The 17,096-nt window shown below is 64.2% G+C and carries 14 protein-coding genes and 3 CRISPR repeat arrays; of the genes, 1 reads left to right on the top strand and 13 read right to left on the bottom strand.

All coding sequences use genetic code 11. The annotated features are described in order from the left end of the window. The first annotated feature begins 12 nt into the window (after positions 1-12). On the top strand, positions 13-411 hold the full coding sequence (locus tag ACLB1G_RS11465) for an SPW repeat protein (protein WP_491627339.1): 399 nt from the start codon (positions 13-15) through the stop codon (positions 409-411). Between the two features lie 10 nt (positions 412-421). On the opposite strand, the gene ACLB1G_RS11460 is transcribed toward ACLB1G_RS11465, so the two are convergent. From ACLB1G_RS11460 to cas7e, 13 genes are all read right to left on the bottom strand, one after another. Further along, entirely contained in the window at positions 422-1,702 is a 1,281-nt protein-coding gene (locus ACLB1G_RS11460) for an EAL and HDOD domain-containing protein (protein WP_491627338.1), read from the bottom strand. 111 nt (positions 1,703-1,813) lie between these two features. Continuing rightward, a complete protein-coding gene (locus ACLB1G_RS11455; RefSeq protein WP_491627337.1) occupies positions 1,814-2,578 on the bottom strand; it encodes a class II glutamine amidotransferase in 765 nt (254 codons plus the stop codon). A 72-nt stretch (positions 2,579-2,650) separates the two neighbouring features. After that, positions 2,651-2,908, bottom strand: a complete 258-nt coding sequence (locus ACLB1G_RS11450; protein WP_491627336.1) for a BTH_I0359 family protein — start codon at positions 2,906-2,908, stop codon at positions 2,651-2,653. A 122-nt stretch (positions 2,909-3,030) separates the two neighbouring features. Beyond that, on the bottom strand, positions 3,031-3,405 hold the full coding sequence (locus tag ACLB1G_RS11445; protein ID WP_491627335.1) for a GTPase: 375 nt from the start codon (positions 3,403-3,405) through the stop codon (positions 3,031-3,033). A 16-nt stretch (positions 3,406-3,421) separates the two neighbouring features. After that, a complete protein-coding gene (locus tag ACLB1G_RS11440; protein ID WP_491627334.1) occupies positions 3,422-4,144 on the bottom strand; it encodes a response regulator in 723 nt (240 codons plus the stop codon). 61 nt (positions 4,145-4,205) lie between these two features. Then, positions 4,206-6,494, bottom strand: coding sequence for a sensor histidine kinase (locus tag ACLB1G_RS11435; RefSeq protein ID WP_491627333.1), 2,289 nt, complete (start codon positions 6,492-6,494; stop codon positions 4,206-4,208). Beyond that, complete coding sequence (locus tag ACLB1G_RS11430; RefSeq protein ID WP_491627332.1) at positions 6,495-7,061, bottom strand: DUF4390 domain-containing protein; 567 nt, start codon at positions 7,059-7,061, stop codon at positions 6,495-6,497. Positions 7,062-7,104: 43 nt separating this feature from the next. Further along, positions 7,105-8,508, bottom strand: a complete 1,404-nt coding sequence (gene rsmB, locus ACLB1G_RS11425; RefSeq protein ID WP_491627331.1) for a 16S rRNA (cytosine(967)-C(5))-methyltransferase RsmB — start codon at positions 8,506-8,508, stop codon at positions 7,105-7,107. 209 nt (positions 8,509-8,717) lie between these two features. Then, a CRISPR array of direct repeats spans positions 8,718-10,271; the repeat unit is 29 nt; unit sequence CGGTTCATCCCCGCGCTCGCGGGGAACAG. 91 nt (positions 10,272-10,362) lie between these two features. Beyond that, positions 10,363-12,163: a CRISPR direct-repeat array (repeat unit 29 nt; unit sequence CGGTTCATCCCCGCGCTCGCGGGGAACAG). Positions 12,164-12,256: 93 nt separating this feature from the next. Then, a CRISPR array of direct repeats spans positions 12,257-13,263; the repeat unit is 29 nt; unit sequence CGGTTCATCCCCGCGCTCGCGGGGAACAG. Positions 13,264-13,359: 96 nt separating this feature from the next. After that, complete coding sequence (cas2e, locus tag ACLB1G_RS11420; protein WP_491627330.1) at positions 13,360-13,668, bottom strand: type I-E CRISPR-associated endoribonuclease Cas2e; 309 nt, start codon at positions 13,666-13,668, stop codon at positions 13,360-13,362. After that, positions 13,649-14,560, bottom strand: coding sequence for a type I-E CRISPR-associated endonuclease Cas1e (gene cas1e / locus ACLB1G_RS11415; RefSeq protein WP_491627752.1), 912 nt, complete (start codon positions 14,558-14,560; stop codon positions 13,649-13,651). The genes cas2e and cas1e overlap by 20 nt, the downstream gene beginning before the upstream one ends. A gap of 2 nt (positions 14,561-14,562) precedes the next feature. Next, a complete protein-coding gene (gene cas6e / locus ACLB1G_RS11410; RefSeq protein ID WP_491627329.1) occupies positions 14,563-15,258 on the bottom strand; it encodes a type I-E CRISPR-associated protein Cas6/Cse3/CasE in 696 nt (231 codons plus the stop codon). 4 nt (positions 15,259-15,262) lie between these two features. Next, positions 15,263-16,021 carry a type I-E CRISPR-associated protein Cas5/CasD gene (gene cas5e / locus ACLB1G_RS11405; protein ID WP_491627328.1) on the bottom strand — a complete coding sequence of 253 codons (759 nt, stop codon included), beginning with the start codon at positions 16,019-16,021 and terminating at the stop codon, positions 15,263-15,265. Between the two features lies 1 nt (position 16,022). Then, positions 16,023-17,075 carry a type I-E CRISPR-associated protein Cas7/Cse4/CasC gene (cas7e, locus tag ACLB1G_RS11400; RefSeq protein ID WP_491627327.1) on the bottom strand — a complete coding sequence of 351 codons (1,053 nt, stop codon included), beginning with the start codon at positions 17,073-17,075 and terminating at the stop codon, positions 16,023-16,025. Positions 17,076-17,096 lie beyond the last annotated feature (21 nt).

Here is a 17,096-nt window from a genome sequence, read left to right as displayed (position 1 = left end):
AGGAGACCAAGCATGGCTAACGATATGTTGGACAAGCAGCAGGCGCACGCGGCGCCGCTGCGCTGGCAGGACCAGCTCATCCTGCTGCTGGGAGTATGGCTGTTCATCACGCCGTGGGTGCTGGCATATCCCATCCCGTCGCCCGAGGCATGGAACGCCTTCATTGCCGGTGCCGCCATCGTGATCCTGGCCGGCTTCGACCTGTACAAGACCTATTTCTGGGCCGTGGTGCTCAACTTGCTGCTGGGATTATGGGTGGCGGTATCGCCGTGGGTGCTGCAGGTGCAGGACGAGCGCAACCTGTTGTGGAACGAACTGGGCGTCGGCCTGGCCGTGATGGCGCTGGCGCTGTGGGAGCTGCGCACCGACCCCGAACTGCAGAAGCGCTGGCCGGGCGCGCACGCGGCCTGAGGACTGCGTCCTACATGGCGTAGCGCACCAGCTTGTCGCTCCATTCGAAGGCCGCCATTTCCAGCTCGACCAGCTCGTCCACCGACATGGCCAGGTCGCGCAGGGTGGGCAGGATGTGGGCGTCCATTTCCTCGATGCGCTCCAGGCATTCGGCCAGCTTGAGCAGGTCGCCGAAGAAGCCGCTGCGGTACAGCAGGGCCGAGGACACGTCCTCGTTGACGGGAATCTGGCGCACGATGTCCGCCATCGGGATGCTGAACAGGGTGTCCATCAGCGACATGATGCCCACCGTGAAGGCCACGTCGGCCGCGTTGCGCAGGCTGGGGCGCAGCTTGTGCGCCAGCAGCTCCAGTAAACGGCCGCGCGTGGCGGCCAGCATCAGGAGCGGCGTCATGCTGTGGCCACGCTTGCTGGGTTCGGCGTACAGCATGATTTGCAGCCAGCGCTGCAGTTGCCGCCGGCCGAGGATGGTGAGGGCCTGGTTGAGCGAATCGATGCGCTGGCGCGCGCCCACGGCCGGCGTGTTCACCAGCCGCAGCAGGTTGAGCGCCAGCGACACGTCACGCTTGATGGCGCGCTCGATCTCGTGGTTGTCGGCGTCCGAGGTCACCAGGCTCATCAGCTCCATCACGGCCAGCTGCGACGGCGACAGCTTCTTGCCGCTCATGATCAGGGGCTTGGCGAAATAATAGCCCTGGAAGTAGTCGCAGCCCAGGTCCAGGCAAGTCTTGAATTCCTCGCGCGTCTCGACCTTTTCCGCCACCAGCTTCTTGCCGTCCTGCTTGATGCGCGGCGCCAGCCGGGCCAGCACCTCGGGCGGCGTGCTGCGCATGTCCAGCTTGACGTAATCCAGCACCGGCATCAGCGTGGCCAGCTGGGCGCCCGCGTGGGCGGCATCGTCCAGCGCGAACAGGAAGCCGTCGCCGGCCAGCTCGCGCATGCGCGCCATGAGCTGCGCATCGGGGACCAGGTCCGGCCGCAGCTGCAGCACCACTTTCTCGCGCGGCAGGAAGGAAAAGATGTCGCTCAGGATGACGTCCGCATCGACGTGCACGAAGGCGCGCGCCTCGCCCATGACCTTTTCCAGCCCCAGCTGGGACGCGTGGGCAATCACGGCCGCCGTGGCGGACAGGTCGGAGGTGATGTGGGCCGGCCCCACCGGCGCGTTGCGGAACAGCAGTTCATAGCCATACAGTCCCTGGTTGCGGTCCAGGATGGGCTGGCGGCCGAGGTAGAACTCGCGCACGCGCAGGGTCTTCGGGCCACCGTCGTGGCGGGACAAATCTATCATGGGCGGTTGGAGTTGCTGTTAATTAACAACAATGAGCAGGATGCTTACGCTATCCTGCTATTTTGGCATCAAATTTACGTGCTGAACAGACAATTCACCGGCCCGGGCCCGCTATTGTGGCAAGCCGTCGATAAACAGCTTGAGCTCGCCAGGCTGGAAGGCCGTCCATTGCTCGTTGGTGGTGAGCGGCGCCGTCACGATAATGGCGACCCGGTCGCTGGGCGTGGTGACCTCGGAGAAATCGACCTGCATGTCCTGGTCTGACAGGCGCGCCGTGTCGAACGGATGCTGGCGCACCAGGTAGACCAGGTTGGTGGAGCAATGGGCGAACAATTCCGAGCCGCTGGACAGCATCATGTTGAAGGTGCCGTGGGCGGCAATGCCGGCCGCCAGCTCGCCCAGCGCGGCGCGCAGCGCTGCCAGCGGCGGCTGGCGTTCGCCAAAGCGGCGCCGCAGCTCCTGCAGCAGGTAGCAGAAGGCGCGTTCGCTGTCGGTGCTGCCCACCGGATGGTAGGGGCCGTCCAGCACCGGGCTGAATTCCTTGAGGTCGCCATTGTGGGCAAATACCCAGTAGCGGCCCCACAGCTCGCGCACGAAGGGATGGCAATTCTCCAGCGCCACATGGCCCTGGGTGGCCTTGCGGATATGGGCGATGACGTTCTTGGACTTGATGGGATAGCGTTTGATCAGCTCGGCAATGGGCGAGTCCACCGCCGCCTGGTGGTCGACGAAGTGGCGCACGCCGGCGCCTTCGAAGAAGGCGATCCCCCAGCCGTCGTGGTGGGTGTCGGTACGGCCGCCGCGCAGGGCGAAGCCGGTGAAGCTAAAGACAATGTCCGTGGGGACATTGCAATTCATTCCCAGGAGTTGGCACATGGTATGGCGTTATGGCTCTTCTGCTGCAATAGCAGAACCATACCATGTGCGTAAGGCTTAGAACGCGGGCTTTTAGTGCAGAAGCACGGGTTGGCTCATCAACGCATCGTAATTGCCGAGGAATTCATCGATCTCCGCCATGGTGGGCTCGTTGGCGATCAGGGCGTTCACGTCGCGCCGGAAGTTCTGGGCCATTTCGCCGGCGATGAAGATCTCGCGCTTGCCGCCCTTGTCGACGATTTCGTAGCCGCCGAAGCGCAGGGCATCCAGGCTGCGGTCGGCGCCGAATTCCACCACGCTGTACTGCTCGCTGTTGTAGATGAGGTTCATTTTGCATCCTTTCTCAAGGGGCGAAACGCTGCCGGTTACGCCTTCAGCTCCGACTTGGGGCTGAAAACGGAGGATTTCAAGTACCGCGACCGCAGGCGGACTTGATGGGCAGGCAACGCGGCTCAGGCCGCGATGTCGGCTTGCAGGCTGAGCAATTCGCCGTAGGGCGGCTCGGACAGCCAGGCGCGCAACTCGGGCAGATGGGTAGCGGTGGCAAGGCTGAGATAGAGCCGCGCGGGCGGATGGCGCAGCACACGGTTCAATGTTACCCGCAAAATGAGATTACCGCTGCAATGCAGGCAGCCGGGCGCGATGCGCAGCACTTCAGGGGGAGCAGGCTGGCCCGCTTCGGAAGGAGCCAAGGCCAGCGCGGCAGTGCCGTCCGACAAGCCTTCCAGGATGATGACGGTGCGCCCGTCCGGTGGCAGCGCGGCCGCGATGGCCGCCTCGCGCCGGCCCGGCGTGGCGCCGGTCACGAGGGTGGTTGCTACTGGCAAGCTTTCCACCTCATTATCAGGCCCCGGCGTTTTTCTTGGACAGCTTGCCCGGCTCCACGCCCAGCTGCTTGAGCTTGCGATACAGGTGGGTACGCTCCAGTCCGGTTTTCTCGGCCACGCGCGTCATGCTGCCGCCTTCGCGGCCCAAGTGGTGCTCGAAATACATGCGTTCGAAGGCGTCGCGCGCCTCGCGCAGCGGCAGGTCGAAGGACAGGTTGAACATGTGGTTGTCGGCGCCGGCCACGGTGGCGCCGCCGCCGCGCACGGCCGCCAGCGACGGGGCCTGGCCCGGGGCGGCGTAGGCCGGTGCATGATCCTCGGCCGGGGCCGGGGCCGCCGGACGCACCGGCGGGGCCGGCGCGCGCGCGGTTTCCTGGGCCCGGGTCAGGCCCTGCTGCACGGCCTTGAGCAGCTTTTGCAGCGCGATCGGTTTTTCCAGGAAATTGAGCGCGCCGATGCGGGTGGCCTCGACCGCTGTATCGATGGTGGCGTGGCCCGACATCATGATGACCGGCATAGTGAGCAGCCCATCGCGCTGCCATTCCTTGAGCAACGTGACGCCGTCCGTATCCGGCATCCAGATGTCGAGCAGCACCAGGTCAGGCGCGCCGGCGGCGCGCGCTTCGCGTGCCTGCTGGGCGTTCTCGGCCAGCGTGATCGCGTGCCCTTCGTCGCTCAATATTTCCGAGAGCAACTCGCGGATACCCATCTCATCGTCCACTACCATTATGTTTGCCATCTATCCCTGCCCTTCCTCTCATTTAGCGGGTGTACCGTCAATGATTTTTCTAATTCCCACATCAGCTATTTTGTGTCATTGGTGCTAACTTTAACAGCAAAATCAATACCGACGCGCCACTTCTCTCGACATGGTTCTGGATATCGATCCTGCCCCCATGTTCGTCGATGATTTTCTTGACCATTGCCAGTCCCAGGCCGGTGCCGCGCGCCTTGGAAGTGACATACGGCTCGAAGGCGCGCGCCAGGATCTTGGGCGCGAATCCGGGACCATTGTCACTGATGGCCAGCCGCACCGCCGTGCGCACCTGCCCGTCCGCGCCCTGATAATGAATGGCTTCCGTGATCACGTCAATGCGCGGCGGCCCATCGGCAGGCGCCTGCTCGGCCATGGCGTCCTGGGCGTTCTGCAGCAGGTTGTGGATCACCTGGCGCAGCTGGGTCGGATCGCCCATCACCAGCGGCAGCCCAGGCGCCAGTTGCGGATGGATGATGCTGTGGCTTTCATCCTCCACGCCCAGGTACAGGTGCAGGATTTCATCGACCAGCGCGTTCAGGTCCAGGGCCTCCAGCTGGGCCGGCGGGGTCTTGGCGTAGTCGCGGAAATCGTCCACCATGCGCTTCATGGCGGCCACCTGGCTGACGATGGTGGCGGCGCCGCGGTTGAGCAGTGCGGCATCCTGCGGTTCCAGCTTGTCCTCCAGCTTCATTTGCAGGCGCTCGGCCGACAGCTGGATGGGCGTGAGCGGATTCTTGATCTCGTGCGCCAGGCGGCGCGCCACCTCGCCCCAGGCAATCGAGCGCTGGGCCGAGATCACGTCCGAGATATCGTCGAACACGGCCAGGTAGCCGCTGCCGCTGTCCAGCGGCAGGCGCGAACCGCGGGTCAGCAGGGTCAGCTCGCCCTCCTCGCCCGGACGCGGCACCTCGATCTGGCGCTGCCAGTGCAGGCGCTGCAGGTTGCGGCCGGCGGCCGACTGCGCGTTCTGCGCCGCGAAGGCGGCCTCGACGGCGGTGCCGAATTCCTGCAGGCCCTCGATCTGCTCCAGGCGCTGGCCCAGCATGTTGCGCACCGGCTGCTGCAGGATGCGCTCGACGGAATCGTTACAGCTGACCAGGTGGAACTCGGCGTCCAGCACCATCACCCCGGCCGACATATTGGCCAGCACGGATTCCAGGTGGGTCTTGGCGTTCTGCAGCGCGGCGCGGTTTTTCTCCACCGCGCTGCGGGCGTCGGACAGCTGGCGCGTCATCAGGTTGAACGATTGCGTCAGCGTACCGAGCTCATCCGAGCTGGCCACGATGGGACGCGGCGACAAATCGCCCTCGGCCACGGCGCGCGTGCCCTCGGCCAGCAGCAGCAGCGGCTGGGCCAGGTCGCTGGCAATCAGGAAGGCGCTGGCCACGGCGCCGAACACGGCCAGCAGCAGGGTCAGGGTCAGGGTTTCGACATACATCTTGCGCAGCCCGTCGCGGGCCACGTAGCGTTCCTTGTATTCGCTGTAGGCGCTGCGGATGGTCTCGCCGTTGCTGGCCAGCTGGGCCGGCGCCAGCTGGATCAGCTGCAGGTAGCGCGGCGCCAGGCGGGTGCCGTTGGGCAAGGCGTGGTCGGGGATGGCCATTACCACGCGCAGGCGCAGCGGACTGGCCTCGGCGGCTGGCTGCGGGGTGCCGGCCATGTCGGTGCGCTGGTCGCTGCCGCCCTCCGGTGCGCTGTAAAAGGCTTCGTTCCTGGCCTTGGCCATCATGTCGCGCGTGGGCAGGTCGGCGCTCAGGTTGCCCTTGCGGCTGGCGCGGGCGCTGGCCAGCAGGCCGCCGTCGCCATCGACCATGATGGCGTTCTGCATGCCGCTGTCGGACTTGACCAGCTGCGCCAGCACCGCCGGCGCGCTGGCATAGGGCTGGTCGGCCAGCAGCTGGGTGGCGCGCCGCGCCGTGGTGCTGAGCTCGGCGAGGGCGTTATCCAGGCCGGCCCGGCTCAGGCTGATGCCCGATTCCAGCGCATCCTCCACGCGCACGTTGAACCAGGAATCGATGGAATGCGAAACGAACTGCACCGAGACCAGGAAGATCACCAGTCCCGGCACCACGCCGATGGCGGCAAACAGCATCACCAGGCGCGCCATCAGCTTGGAGCCGAACTTGCCGCTCTTGAAGCGCACGTACAGGCGGAACAGCGACACGCCGACCAACGCCAGCAGCGACAGCGCCACCGCCACGTTCAGGCCCAGCAGCCAGGAATAGTAGCGGGCGAAGAAGTCCGAGTTGTCCGAGGCGGAAGCCAGCAGGAACAGCAGGATGCTGATACAGGCGCCGCCGACGACCGACAAATACCGCAGGGCCCGGCTCACTTACTCCGCCTTGTACTGGAAGGATTTTTTATCCGACGACAGGCGCCAGTCGGAATTGTTGAAGGCGTTGACCTGGAACGGCTTGGGCAGGTAGTCCGGGTCCAGCGACATGCGCAGGGTCACGTTGTAGACCTCGCCCACCTTGAGCGCGCCGCGCGGCGCCACCAGCCAGCGCGTGGGGCGGCGGATGACGAACAGCGCGTCTTCCAGTGTGGAAAAACTCTGCTGCACCCCGCCCACGACGGTGACGTAATACTGGCGTATCAGCACGTTGTAGGAAAGGCGGTAGGTGCGGCGCTGGACGATGGCCTTCTCGTCGGTCCAGTACCAGCGCGGGCGGGTGAATTCCACCGTGTTGGTGAAATACAGCGGCACGCCGTACTGCAGCGCGTCCTCCATGCCGTGGGTCAGCTCGAAGCCATAGGTTGCGCCGATACGGTAGCCGTCTTCGGCCGCCTCGACAAAATAGCGTTTCACTTCGATTCCGTCAGCGCTCACCACCTGCGGCAGCAGGCAGGCCAGGAGCAGCAGGCACTGGGCGTAGAATCGATAAAATCGTCGCGTCACGAGGGTGCTCAGTGTATCCGTCGGAAAAAAACCAGGGTTGTGCCTACGCATTTTTCTGGAACAGGGCGTAGAACAAACCATCGTGATCCTGTTCAGTGCCGCCGACGGGGAGCAGTTGGCCGGGCGCATCGAGGCGCAGCGCACGATTGCGCGCTGCGAAAGCAGCCGCCTGCGCCTCCGATTCCTGCGGCCACAAGGAACATGTCACGAATAGCAATTTACCACCTGGCCGCAGCATCTGCCAAAGGTTGTCGAGAATTTTGGCCGAAAGTGTTGCAAGTTGGAGCGTGTCGCTCTTGCGGCGCAGCCAGCGGATATCAGGGTGGCGGCGCACGATGCCGGACGCCGTACACGGCACGTCGGCCAGGATGCGGTCGTAGAGCTGGCCGTCCCACCAGTCGTCATGCTGGGCGTCGGCCGGGCGCAGCGCGGCCTGCAGGCCGAGGCGCTCCAGATTCTCTCCGACGCGGGCCAAGCGGCGCGGATCGGCGTCCAGGGCGGTGACGTCGGCGTCCGCCAGTTCCAAAATGTGGCAAGTCTTGCCACCCGGCGCGGCGCAGGCGTCCAGCACGCGCATGCCGGGCTGCACGTCCAGGAGCTGCGCGGCCAGCTGGGCGCCAGCGTCCTGCACCGAGACCACGCCATCGGCAAAGCCGGGAACCAGGCCCACCGCCACCGGCCGCGCCAGCCGCACCGCATAGGGGCCGACCTGGGTGGCGGCCATGCCGGCCTGCTCCAGCGTCTTCAGATAGACCGCGACGCTGGCGCGGCGCGCGTTGACGCGCAGGGTCAGCGGCGGCGCACTGTTGCCATTGGTCAGGATTTCCTGCCAGCTATCGGGCCAGGCGCTGCGCACGCTGTCTATCCACCACTGCGGATAATTCCATTTCGCCACAGGCTGCAGGTGCGCCGTGGCCAGCAGATCGGCGCGCTCGCGCAGGAAACGGCGCAGCACGGCGTTGACCATGCCCTTGGCGCGCGCCGTGTCCGGGTGCGACTCGGCCGCCGTCACGGTCTGGTCGACCACGGTGAATTCCTCGTAGGGGGCGGGCTGCTCGGGGGCGGTGACCAGGGCCAGCGCGCAGGCCAGCAGCGCGCCCACCAGCGGATCGGGCGCCTTGGGGGCCATCAGGCCGACCAGGGTGTCGCTTAGGCCCAGCTGGCGCATGGCGCGGTAGGCGATGTCCTGCATGGCGCCGCGCGACTGCGGTGTGGCGTCAGGCTGGCCGGACCACACTTGCGCCAGTGCCTGGGGCAAGGCGGTGCCGGTGCGCACCAGCGCCACGGCATTGGCCGCGCCGATCAGGCTGTAGGCGAGGGAATCGGGTTTCAGGCCAGTCTGGAAGCCGGTCTGCATGGGCGGCTTGAGGGCACGCGCATGACTCTCGCGCAGCTTGGGTTTCGCCGGGGCGGCAGATTTAAGGGTCAGCGTCGGACGCTTGTTCATTTGATAAGTCCAGTGGATTCCGCAACCATCCCCCAGCGGGCCGGCAGCCTTGACCGCGCAGTATACAGCAGGGGCTATGACAAAGCGATTACCTGAGGGAGGTTGGGGGCGGAATCGCCGACGAGGCGGTTGCGGCCGCCAGCGCATCTCTCTAGCGAAGGCGCTGCGGGAAACAGCGCTGCCTGGATTCGCCATCAGCATCCAAATGCCAGTTCGTCCCCGCATTCGCGGGGAACAGGTAATCGAAGGCGCTTTCCGCGTGCTGGAAGACGGTTCATCCCCGCGTTCGCGGGGAACAGGATGCTGCATCGGACAACCTGCGATTCGGGCGCGGTTCATCCCCGCGCTCGCGGGGACAGCTGCCGCACGAGGTGGCTTACCTCTGGGGCTACGGTTCGTCCCCGCGTTCGCGGGGAACAGCGCATGTCGCTGATAGCCGGAGAGAAGCATGGTCGGTTCATCCCCGCGCTCGCGGGGAACAGGTGTATGGCCTTGTCCGCTCCGACCTTAAAAACGGTTCATCCCCGCGCTCGCGGGGAACAGGCCAGGGCCTCGCTGGTGGCTTCCGTCGGCGTCGGTTCATCCCCGCGCTCGCGGGGAACAGCGTGGCGATGCGGGCGGCGCTGGAGACGTGGACGGTTCATCCCCGCGCTCGCGGGGAACAGTCGATGCCAGCGTTGAAGATGTCGGCGTACTGCGGTTCATCCCCGCGCTCGCGGGGAACAGAGCTGCGGGTGCGGCTGCTTCCGGCTGGGTTGCGGTTCATCCCCGCGCTCGCGGGGAACAGTATGAGGATGGCCCCCAGGGTGGCGATGGTTTCGGTTCATCCCCGCGCTCGCGGGGAACAGGCTGGCCGAGGCTGGGACTTCCCTGCGAACCACGGTTCATCCCCGCGCTCGCGGGGAACAGATCATCCCGGTACACGGCACCTTGATCAACCGCGGTTCATCCCCGCGCTCGCGGGGAACAGCCGCTTGACGCCGGTTTACGGACCGGCGTAAACGGTTCATCCCCGCGCTCGCGGGGAACAGGGCCGAGGGCCGGCCAGCAAGCGAAGCTTTTGCGGTTCATCCCCGCGCTCGCGGGGAACAGCGCGCCACAGACCCTGGCTGGAAGTCGGTGATCGGTTCATCCCCGCACTCGCGGGGAACAGGTGTCAGCAGCCGCCGTCATGTCGCCTGCCATCGGTTCATCCCCGCGCTCGCGGGGAACAGAAGCTGCGTGGCCATGGCCGGAACTGCGCGCCCGGTTCATCCCCGCGCTCGCGGGGAACAGCGTATGTTCGCCGCGCGCGGCGGCTTTCAGTTCGGTTCATCCCCGCGCTCGCGGGGAACAGGCCCATTCAAGATTGGCAACACGGTTGTTGCTCGGTTCATCCCCGCGCTCGCGGGGAACAGAAATCCTGGCCGGTGGGCTGGCTGATATCCCACGGTTCATCCCCGCGCTCGCGGGGAACAGCGTAGTTCCTGCACCTCGTCGTAGGTAACGGACGGTTCATCCCCGCGCTCGCGGGGAACAGGCAGGCGTGGGCACCAGGGCGGCAGGCGCAGGCGGTTCATCCCCGCGCTCGCGGGGAACAGTTGATCTTGCCGCTGGCCAGCTCCTGGTCCACCGGTTCATCCCCGCGCTCGCGGGGAACAGGGCAGTTCGAAGTACCTGGAGCTGCCCGATTTCGGTTCATCCCCGCGCTCGCGGGGAACAGTTCCTGCAGGGCGCTGATACCGAAGTAGAAACCGGTTCATCCCCGCGCTCGCGGGGAACAGATCCCCGATTCTCCAAAGCTCAAGAAATAGGACGGTTCACCCCGCGCTCGCGGGGAACAGCAATACAAGTTAGCAAATGAAATTGATGAATTCGGTTCATCCCCGCGCTCGCGGGGAACAGTTCGCCAGGTCCAGGCCGTCAGCGCCCCAGGACGGTTCATCCCCGCGCTCGCGGGGAACAGATGCCGGGTGGCGCAGACGCGTGGCTCCGGAGCGGTTCATCCCCGCGCTCGCGGGGAACAGCAGGACTTGATGGCGCACTTGCGCATGCGCACCGGTTCATCCCCGCGCTCGCGGGGAACAGAGGTAGGCCGAGAACGAGCCCTTGACCAGCACCGGTTCATCCCCGCGCTCGCGGGGAACAGGCGCTCGATTTGGTCAGCAGCGCGGCGCATGGCGGTTCATCCCCGCGCTCGCGGGGAACAGAGTGCCTGGCTCGGTCTTCAACACCCTGCACACGGTTCATCCCCGCGCTCGCGGGGAACAGGCGAACTGGCCAACGGCACCAACCCACGGAGCCGGTTCATCCCCGCGCTCGCGGGGAACAGGGCCAGGCCGGCCAGCGCGCCGTACACCAGTTCGGTTCATCCCCGCGCTCGCGGGGAACAGGTGCAGGATGATGGTCTCGGTGGTGCGGCCAGCGGTTCATCCCCGCGCTCGCGGGGAACAGCCCCTGATTTGGGTACTGTCAGCCTGCGCCGGCGGTTCATCCCCGCGCTCGCGGGGAACAGACGTCCAGGAACGCATCCCATGCGCCCTTGGCCGGTTCATCCCCGCGCTCGCGGGGAACAGTGCACATCGGGCGAGCGCACGTCGCCCGTTGGCGGTTCATCCCCGCGCTCGCGGGGAACAGCTGGGCTGGCGACACCTTCTACTTCTTGCACTCCGGTTCATCCCCGCGCTCGCGGGGAACAGCGCAGCAGCTGGTCGGAGCCGGCCTCGTTGACCGGTTCATCCCCGCGCTCGCGGGGAACAGAATTGACGGTATCGCAATTCAGGAATTCCAGGCGGTTCATCCCCGCGCTCGCGGGGAACAGGGCGGCCCGCCTTGCAGCGAGTACGCGGTGTGCGGTTCATCCCCGCGCTCGCGGGGAACAGGTTGCGCGAGGAAGCCACCACGGTAGCAACGCCGGTTCATCCCCGCGCTCGCGGGGAACAGCGCTTCGTTAATGTCGCCTTCCTGTTCCTCGTCGGTTCATCCCCGCGCTCGCGGGGAACAGCGGCTCACGACATCGCCGGCCTGGCCAGCGGTCGGTTCATCCCCGCGCTCGCGGGGAACAGCAAGTCGAGCGCACCGACGCCAACGTGGCCAACGGTTCATCCCCGCGCTCGCGGGGAACAGGACAGGCTGCCGTGCAGCGCCAGGATGTCGGCCGGTTCATCCCCGCGCTCGCGGGGAACAGACCGTCGTGTGGACCACCGAGTGCGCATCGGCCGGTTCATCCCCGCGCTCGCGGGGAACAGGATCTTGCCGCTCGGGTCGATCATGCCCGCCGCGGTTCATCCCCGCGCTCGCGGGGAACAGGGGATATACCCCCCTCCCATATTTCCCGCTCACGGTTCATCCCCGCGCTCGCGGGGAACAGTTGGTGGCGACAGAAGGTCTGAAGATACCCACCGGTTCATCCCCGCGCTCGCGGGGAACAGCAGCGGAAGGTCTGCGTCTAGCTCAAGCGCTACGGTTCATCCCCGCGCTCGCGGGGAACAGAGATTGACTAGCTTGTGCTGCAATGGCATCCTCGGTTCATCCCCGCGCTCGCGGGGAACAGCCAAATGCCATAATTTAGACGCATTTCCATCTACGGTTCATCCCCGCGCTCGCGGGGAACAGACCACAGCGGCGATGATCGCGTCGGCGCGCCACGGTTCATCCCCGCGCTCGCGGGGAACAGACCGCTGGATCGTCTGTGTTCATCGACAGTATCGGTTCATCCCCAGCGCTCGCGGGGAACAGTTGATCTGCGTATAAATTCTTCCTTTGTCAATCGGTTCATCCCCGCGCTCGCGGGGAACAGTCGGCCCGCTGGTCGGCCTCGTTCAGCGCAAACGGTTCATCCCCGCGCTCGCGGGGAACAGTCGATTTCGTCCAAATTGACATCGAGCAGCGACGGTTCATCCCCGCGCTCGCGGGGAACAGGAAACTCTTGAGCGCGTTGCCCTCGGCAATGCCGGTTCATCCCCGCGCTCGCGGGGAACAGTCGTTTGCTGACAGCAGCAACCGCTCTACCAGCGGTTCATCCCCGCGCTCGCGGGGAACAGTGGGGCTTCAACGGAAACGGTGATGCACCCACCGGTTCATCCCCGCGCTCGCGGGGAACAGACATCGCCGCACACCTTGCCAGCCTCGCCAAACGGTTCATCCCCGCGCTCGCGGGGAACAGATCAAGATTTTCGGTTTGAAGCCGGTAATCGACGGTTCATCCCCGCGCTCGCGGGGAACAGTTGCAGGCCATAGCGCCCTGCCGTCTCCCTTACGGTTCATCCCCGCGCTCGCGGGGAACAGCGCTCTGTGACAAAACAGATTGTGTCTGCAATCGGTTCATCCCCGCGCTCGCGGGGAACAGTTGCCGTTGCCCTGGTCGACGTTGCGCAGGGTCGGTTCATCCCCGCGCTCGCGGGGAACAGCATCAAGGGGTCAATCTTCGCGGTGCCGGAGGCGGTTCATCCCCGCGCTCGCGGGGAACAGCATCAATACTGCCTGCGGAGCAGGTGATGAGTACGGTTCATCCCCGCGCTCGCGGGGAACAGTAGCACAGAGGTGCGTATGATCGTCAAGGAAGCGGTTCATCCCCGCGCTCGCGGGGAACAGAACAGCTGCACCGTGGAGCTGCGGCCCACCGCCGGTTCATCCCCGCGCTCGCGGGGAACAGCGTCGGTTCAGTGGCACCGACCACCGCACCGGCGGTTCATCCCCGCGCTCGCGGGGAACAGTGCTACTTGGCGCCGTTGAGGCATCCACGCTCCGGTTCATCCCCGCGCTCGCGGGGAACAGACTAAACATAAGCTATTGAATTATATAGCAATAATTGCAGTACAAAAATCCACCGCAATTTAAGAGCTAGGCTAGATTGTTAAAGAACCGGTACTATCAAGCATCCGATGCAGTATCGGCGCTGTCGTCCAGCGGCAAAAACGAGACCAGCTTGACGCCATCCATTTCACTGGGGATGCGCCGGTTTTTGCCCAAAGTGAGGAAATCGAAACCTGCTTCGTTATTACTCCGCCATGCCATCACGGCATTGCCATCTTCCAGGCCCTGTTCGACCTGCTGCCACATGTGCTCGCGTAGCCGCCGCGAATAGTTGCCCACATAGACTCCCGCCCTAATCTCCAGCAACCATATCGCCAGCCGTCCGCGCAAGCGGGGCGGCGCGTTCTCAAGTACGATGACCAGCATCGCCAATACTTTCATCGTTGGGAATGGCGGGCGGCACCGATTCCGCCGCAGGCGCCGGAGGCGCCAACTCACCAGCAGCCAGCACTTCTTCGATATCAGGGATGATGCGTTCCAGCAGTCGGCTTTGCCGGAATACGTCACGACACCGAAGACGCACCTCGCGTTCAGGATTTCCGTGATTGTCCGCAGCGACACTGAATGCAATCGGCGCCACGGTATCGAATTTGTACAGGTCCGCAATGTCGTAGACAAACGACAGCGGCTTTCCGCTGTGGATAAAACCAATGGCAGGCGCATAACCCGCCGCCAGCACCGCCGCCTCGGTCACGCCATACAGGCAGGCAGTGGCCGCAGACAGGCATCGATTGGGAATATCAGCCGCGTCCCACTCCTGCCGATCATAATTGCGTGCCCGCCAGTCCACGCCATATTTGCGCGCCAACAGCTGGTAGGTGGCCCGTACCCGCGCCCCCTCGATCCCACGCAGCTGTTCCACGCTACGCCGTTGCGGCGCCACCTCCCCGAAGCGGCGTTGATACATGGCCCGCACTACTTTGAGCCGCGCGTCATCGTCCAGGGCCAGCCGCGCCTGATAGAGCAAGCGATCAGCACGCGCGCCGCCAGGTTGTCCAGCGGAGTAAAGCCTGACGCCGCCTTCGCCTATCCAGACCATGAGCGTGCCGACCCGCGCGGCAAGCGCACAGGCCGCATGCGAAACCCGCACGCCCGGTTCCAACATCAGGCAAGCGACGCCACCCACCGGTATGTGCATGCGCACGCCAGTCACATCGATCGCCACGAATGCGCCATCGAGCACGTCCAGCTGGCAACGCTCGACATATAAAACGGAGAGCCGCTCCTTGATCGGAATGGGCTTTAGCGGAAGCAGCATTGTCAGGCCACCGGTCTCACCAGCAGCAGCCCGCATCCAAACGCCTTGGCGTGGCCGAGTCCGGAAAATAAGGTAGCCCTGAATGCGTCAGGATCGTTCACCGTCAGCACCCCGCTCAAATTGACGGTAGATATCTGTATGTCATCCTTCCCAACCTTGCTTTTGCGGTAGCTGTCGGCCGACACAGTCTGGACGGCAAAACCATGCTGCTCACTGCGATGCCGCAGCCAGTCCGCGCAGCTGGACTGTACGATTTCAGACAGCAGCGGCCGGTCTTCATGTCGAGGCCAGTCCTTCCATTTGCTCTCAGGCGGATAGCCCCGTTCGCTCAAGAGCTGTTTCTTGCGATGAGTGACAACATCATGCCGCTTGCCGCGTCCTTTATCCTGCGGGACTGTAACCACGGGATTGGCGCACAGCTGAAACTGAAGCTGCTGGCCCACGCTGAGTCGAGGATCGTATTCGCGGCTTTGCACCCCCCAGGCATCGCTGATGTCCCGCAGCGGACGGGATGAAACAACGTAGTAGCGTGGCAGCTGTTCCGCCTCGTGCTTACGATAGATAAAATCACGCGGCTGGTCCGGGTCGTCGGCAAAGAACTTCCATAACCACTGGTGCTCTTTATAGACGGAAAAAGGCATTTCGCTCGCGGCCTGACGCAACCGGCCTTGCTCCGGGGATATCACACTAAAGTACACGAAATTACTCCTTGTTGATGATGGCAATGTGCTCGGTTCTATCCGAGAACAACCAACCGGAACGTGTGATGACCTGATCCTTGCGTGGTACGCTCAGATCCTGGGCCACGCCGACGATCTGCAACGCCTGCGCGTCGTCACCCCAGGCGATGCGCCGCAAAGGCTGCAGCGTCGACACATCGCCCCCGCCCTTTTCCTTGTACTGCTGCCGCAACTGCTCCTGGTAAGACAAAAACGATGTCTTGATATCGACGTCCTGGAACAGGCATGGATGCAGAGGCAAAGCGGGAGGACAGGATTTACGGCCCAGGTACAACACATACTTGGGCCGCTTCAAGGCCTCGGCGATCTGGCTCAAGGTGTAGGGTGCAGCATCCGACGCCAGCTGTAAGGCAATCAGCGAGGCGGCGTCCTGGCGATAGTCGCGGGTGGACAGGATGGTGTTGAGATCGCGCTTGGGTATGCTCAACTCATCCTTCCGGCTAGCATGTGGCCGTTTCTTGAGGTCGGCGCGTCCCGGGACCTGCGCGGTGTGATAGTCCCGCAGCAGACGCCCCTCGGCCAGCAGCCCGACCACGATTCTCAATTGATCCCGCAAGGCCGCTTGAGCGCTGTCGTCATCGCGGGTAATACCGAGCGCGGCGCCAACCAGGCCCAACACTGCCGACCTGCCGGGATAATTGGCGGTCGGGCGATATTCGCCCACTGCCACATCGCCCCAGGCCGACAGCGGCGCATAGAGCTGGAAAACCAGGGTCTCCATGCTATTCCGCCACAAAGCCGGCTACTTCAGCCAGACTGCCCTCGCCCGCTTCGACATTGAATTCGACATGCGCATCGGCACAGGCTCCATACACCGCATCGAAATTGTCACGCCGCTTGCGCAACTCTGAGATGGCAGTACCCAGCACATCGACATTCTTGATCGGCTTGAGGAAGGCCTGCGACAAGGAACGTGGCTGCTGATCGCCTTTTTCGGCCAGCACATATCCGGCATAAGCCCGCGATGCAAAGCTGTTTTGCTTACCGGTGGGCGCGACCTTCGTCACCGCCGCGACCAGCGCGTGCAGCGTCCGCTTCGCCAGCGCAGCATCGCCGCCCAGGTTGGCAATCAATTGCTGCCGGTCGATACAGAGGTAAAGATAAAAAACCCCGGCGCCAAAGCCTTGCTCACCGATGTGAGCGGCGCCGCGATCCTCGTCACCATTATTCAAATCATCCACCGCGATGAAATAGTCGTCATCGACTGCTGCCTTATGGACCGTGATGGCGTGAGCGACCTGGACTGCAGCCTCGGTGTTATAGGCGGGCGAGTTAGCCAGCATGCGGCCAAACATCGCAATATCCGCAGCGGTGTGCTGCTTGCGTAGCAGATTCAAGTCCTCATCGCTGGGACCGCTTTCGGTGGCGGCCAGCTTTTCCACCAGCGCGTCGATGGCCCGTTCCTCCTCCGGGCTGAAATGAACCAGTTGTTCGACGTGCAGATCCCTGTTGTCCTTCTCTTTTTCGGATTTGAGCGCACCGAACCTGGCAGCGATCTTGCGCGCCCAGTCACGGGCATTTTTTTCGCTGACCTTCCTTTCACGCAGGGCATCGTAGATTTTTTCGCCCTTCTCTTTGGTACGCGTTCCGATATTACCTTTCAATTCAGTCTCGAAGATATCGGAAGTACGCCAGGCGCGCTTCAGGCTTTGCGAAGAAATGCGCAGCCGGGTGCTGTCTCCCACGACGGCAGTCTTGGGACGGCCGGTATCGTCGCGGTTCAGATTGGAGGGTGGGTAGCTGGTCAAGACGTGCAACTGGACGAAACGCGACATGCTTGCTCCTTTTGGTTTGTT

The organism is Duganella kummerowiae (assembly GCF_053572355.1).
Note: the sequence above shows the minus strand (reverse complement) of the source record. Positions and strands in the feature narration are given on the sequence as shown.

Excerpts from the sequence above, each read along its gene's own strand:
- ACLB1G_RS11440 (WP_491627334.1), bottom strand. The coding sequence starts at position 4,144 with ATGGCAAACATAATGGTAGTGGACGATGAGATGGGTATCCGCGAGTTG.
- ACLB1G_RS11460 (WP_491627338.1), bottom strand. The coding sequence starts at position 1,702 with ATGATAGATTTGTCCCGCCACGACGGTGGCCCGAAGACCCTGCGCGTG.
- ACLB1G_RS11450 (WP_491627336.1), bottom strand. The coding sequence starts at position 2,908 with ATGAACCTCATCTACAACAGCGAGCAGTACAGCGTGGTGGAATTCGGC.
- cas1e (WP_491627752.1), bottom strand. The coding sequence starts at position 14,560 with ATGCTGCTTCCGCTAAAGCCCATTCCGATCAAGGAGCGGCTCTCCGTT.
- ACLB1G_RS11455 (WP_491627337.1), bottom strand. The coding sequence starts at position 2,578 with ATGTGCCAACTCCTGGGAATGAATTGCAATGTCCCCACGGACATTGTC.
- cas5e (WP_491627328.1), bottom strand. The coding sequence starts at position 16,021 with ATGGAGACCCTGGTTTTCCAGCTCTATGCGCCGCTGTCGGCCTGGGGC.
- rsmB (WP_491627331.1), bottom strand. The coding sequence starts at position 8,508 with ATGAACAAGCGTCCGACGCTGACCCTTAAATCTGCCGCCCCGGCGAAA.
- ACLB1G_RS11465 (WP_491627339.1), top strand. The coding sequence starts at position 13 with ATGGCTAACGATATGTTGGACAAGCAGCAGGCGCACGCGGCGCCGCTG.
- cas2e (WP_491627330.1), bottom strand. The coding sequence starts at position 13,668 with ATGCTGGTCATCGTACTTGAGAACGCGCCGCCCCGCTTGCGCGGACGG.
- cas7e (WP_491627327.1), bottom strand. The coding sequence starts at position 17,075 with ATGTCGCGTTTCGTCCAGTTGCACGTCTTGACCAGCTACCCACCCTCC.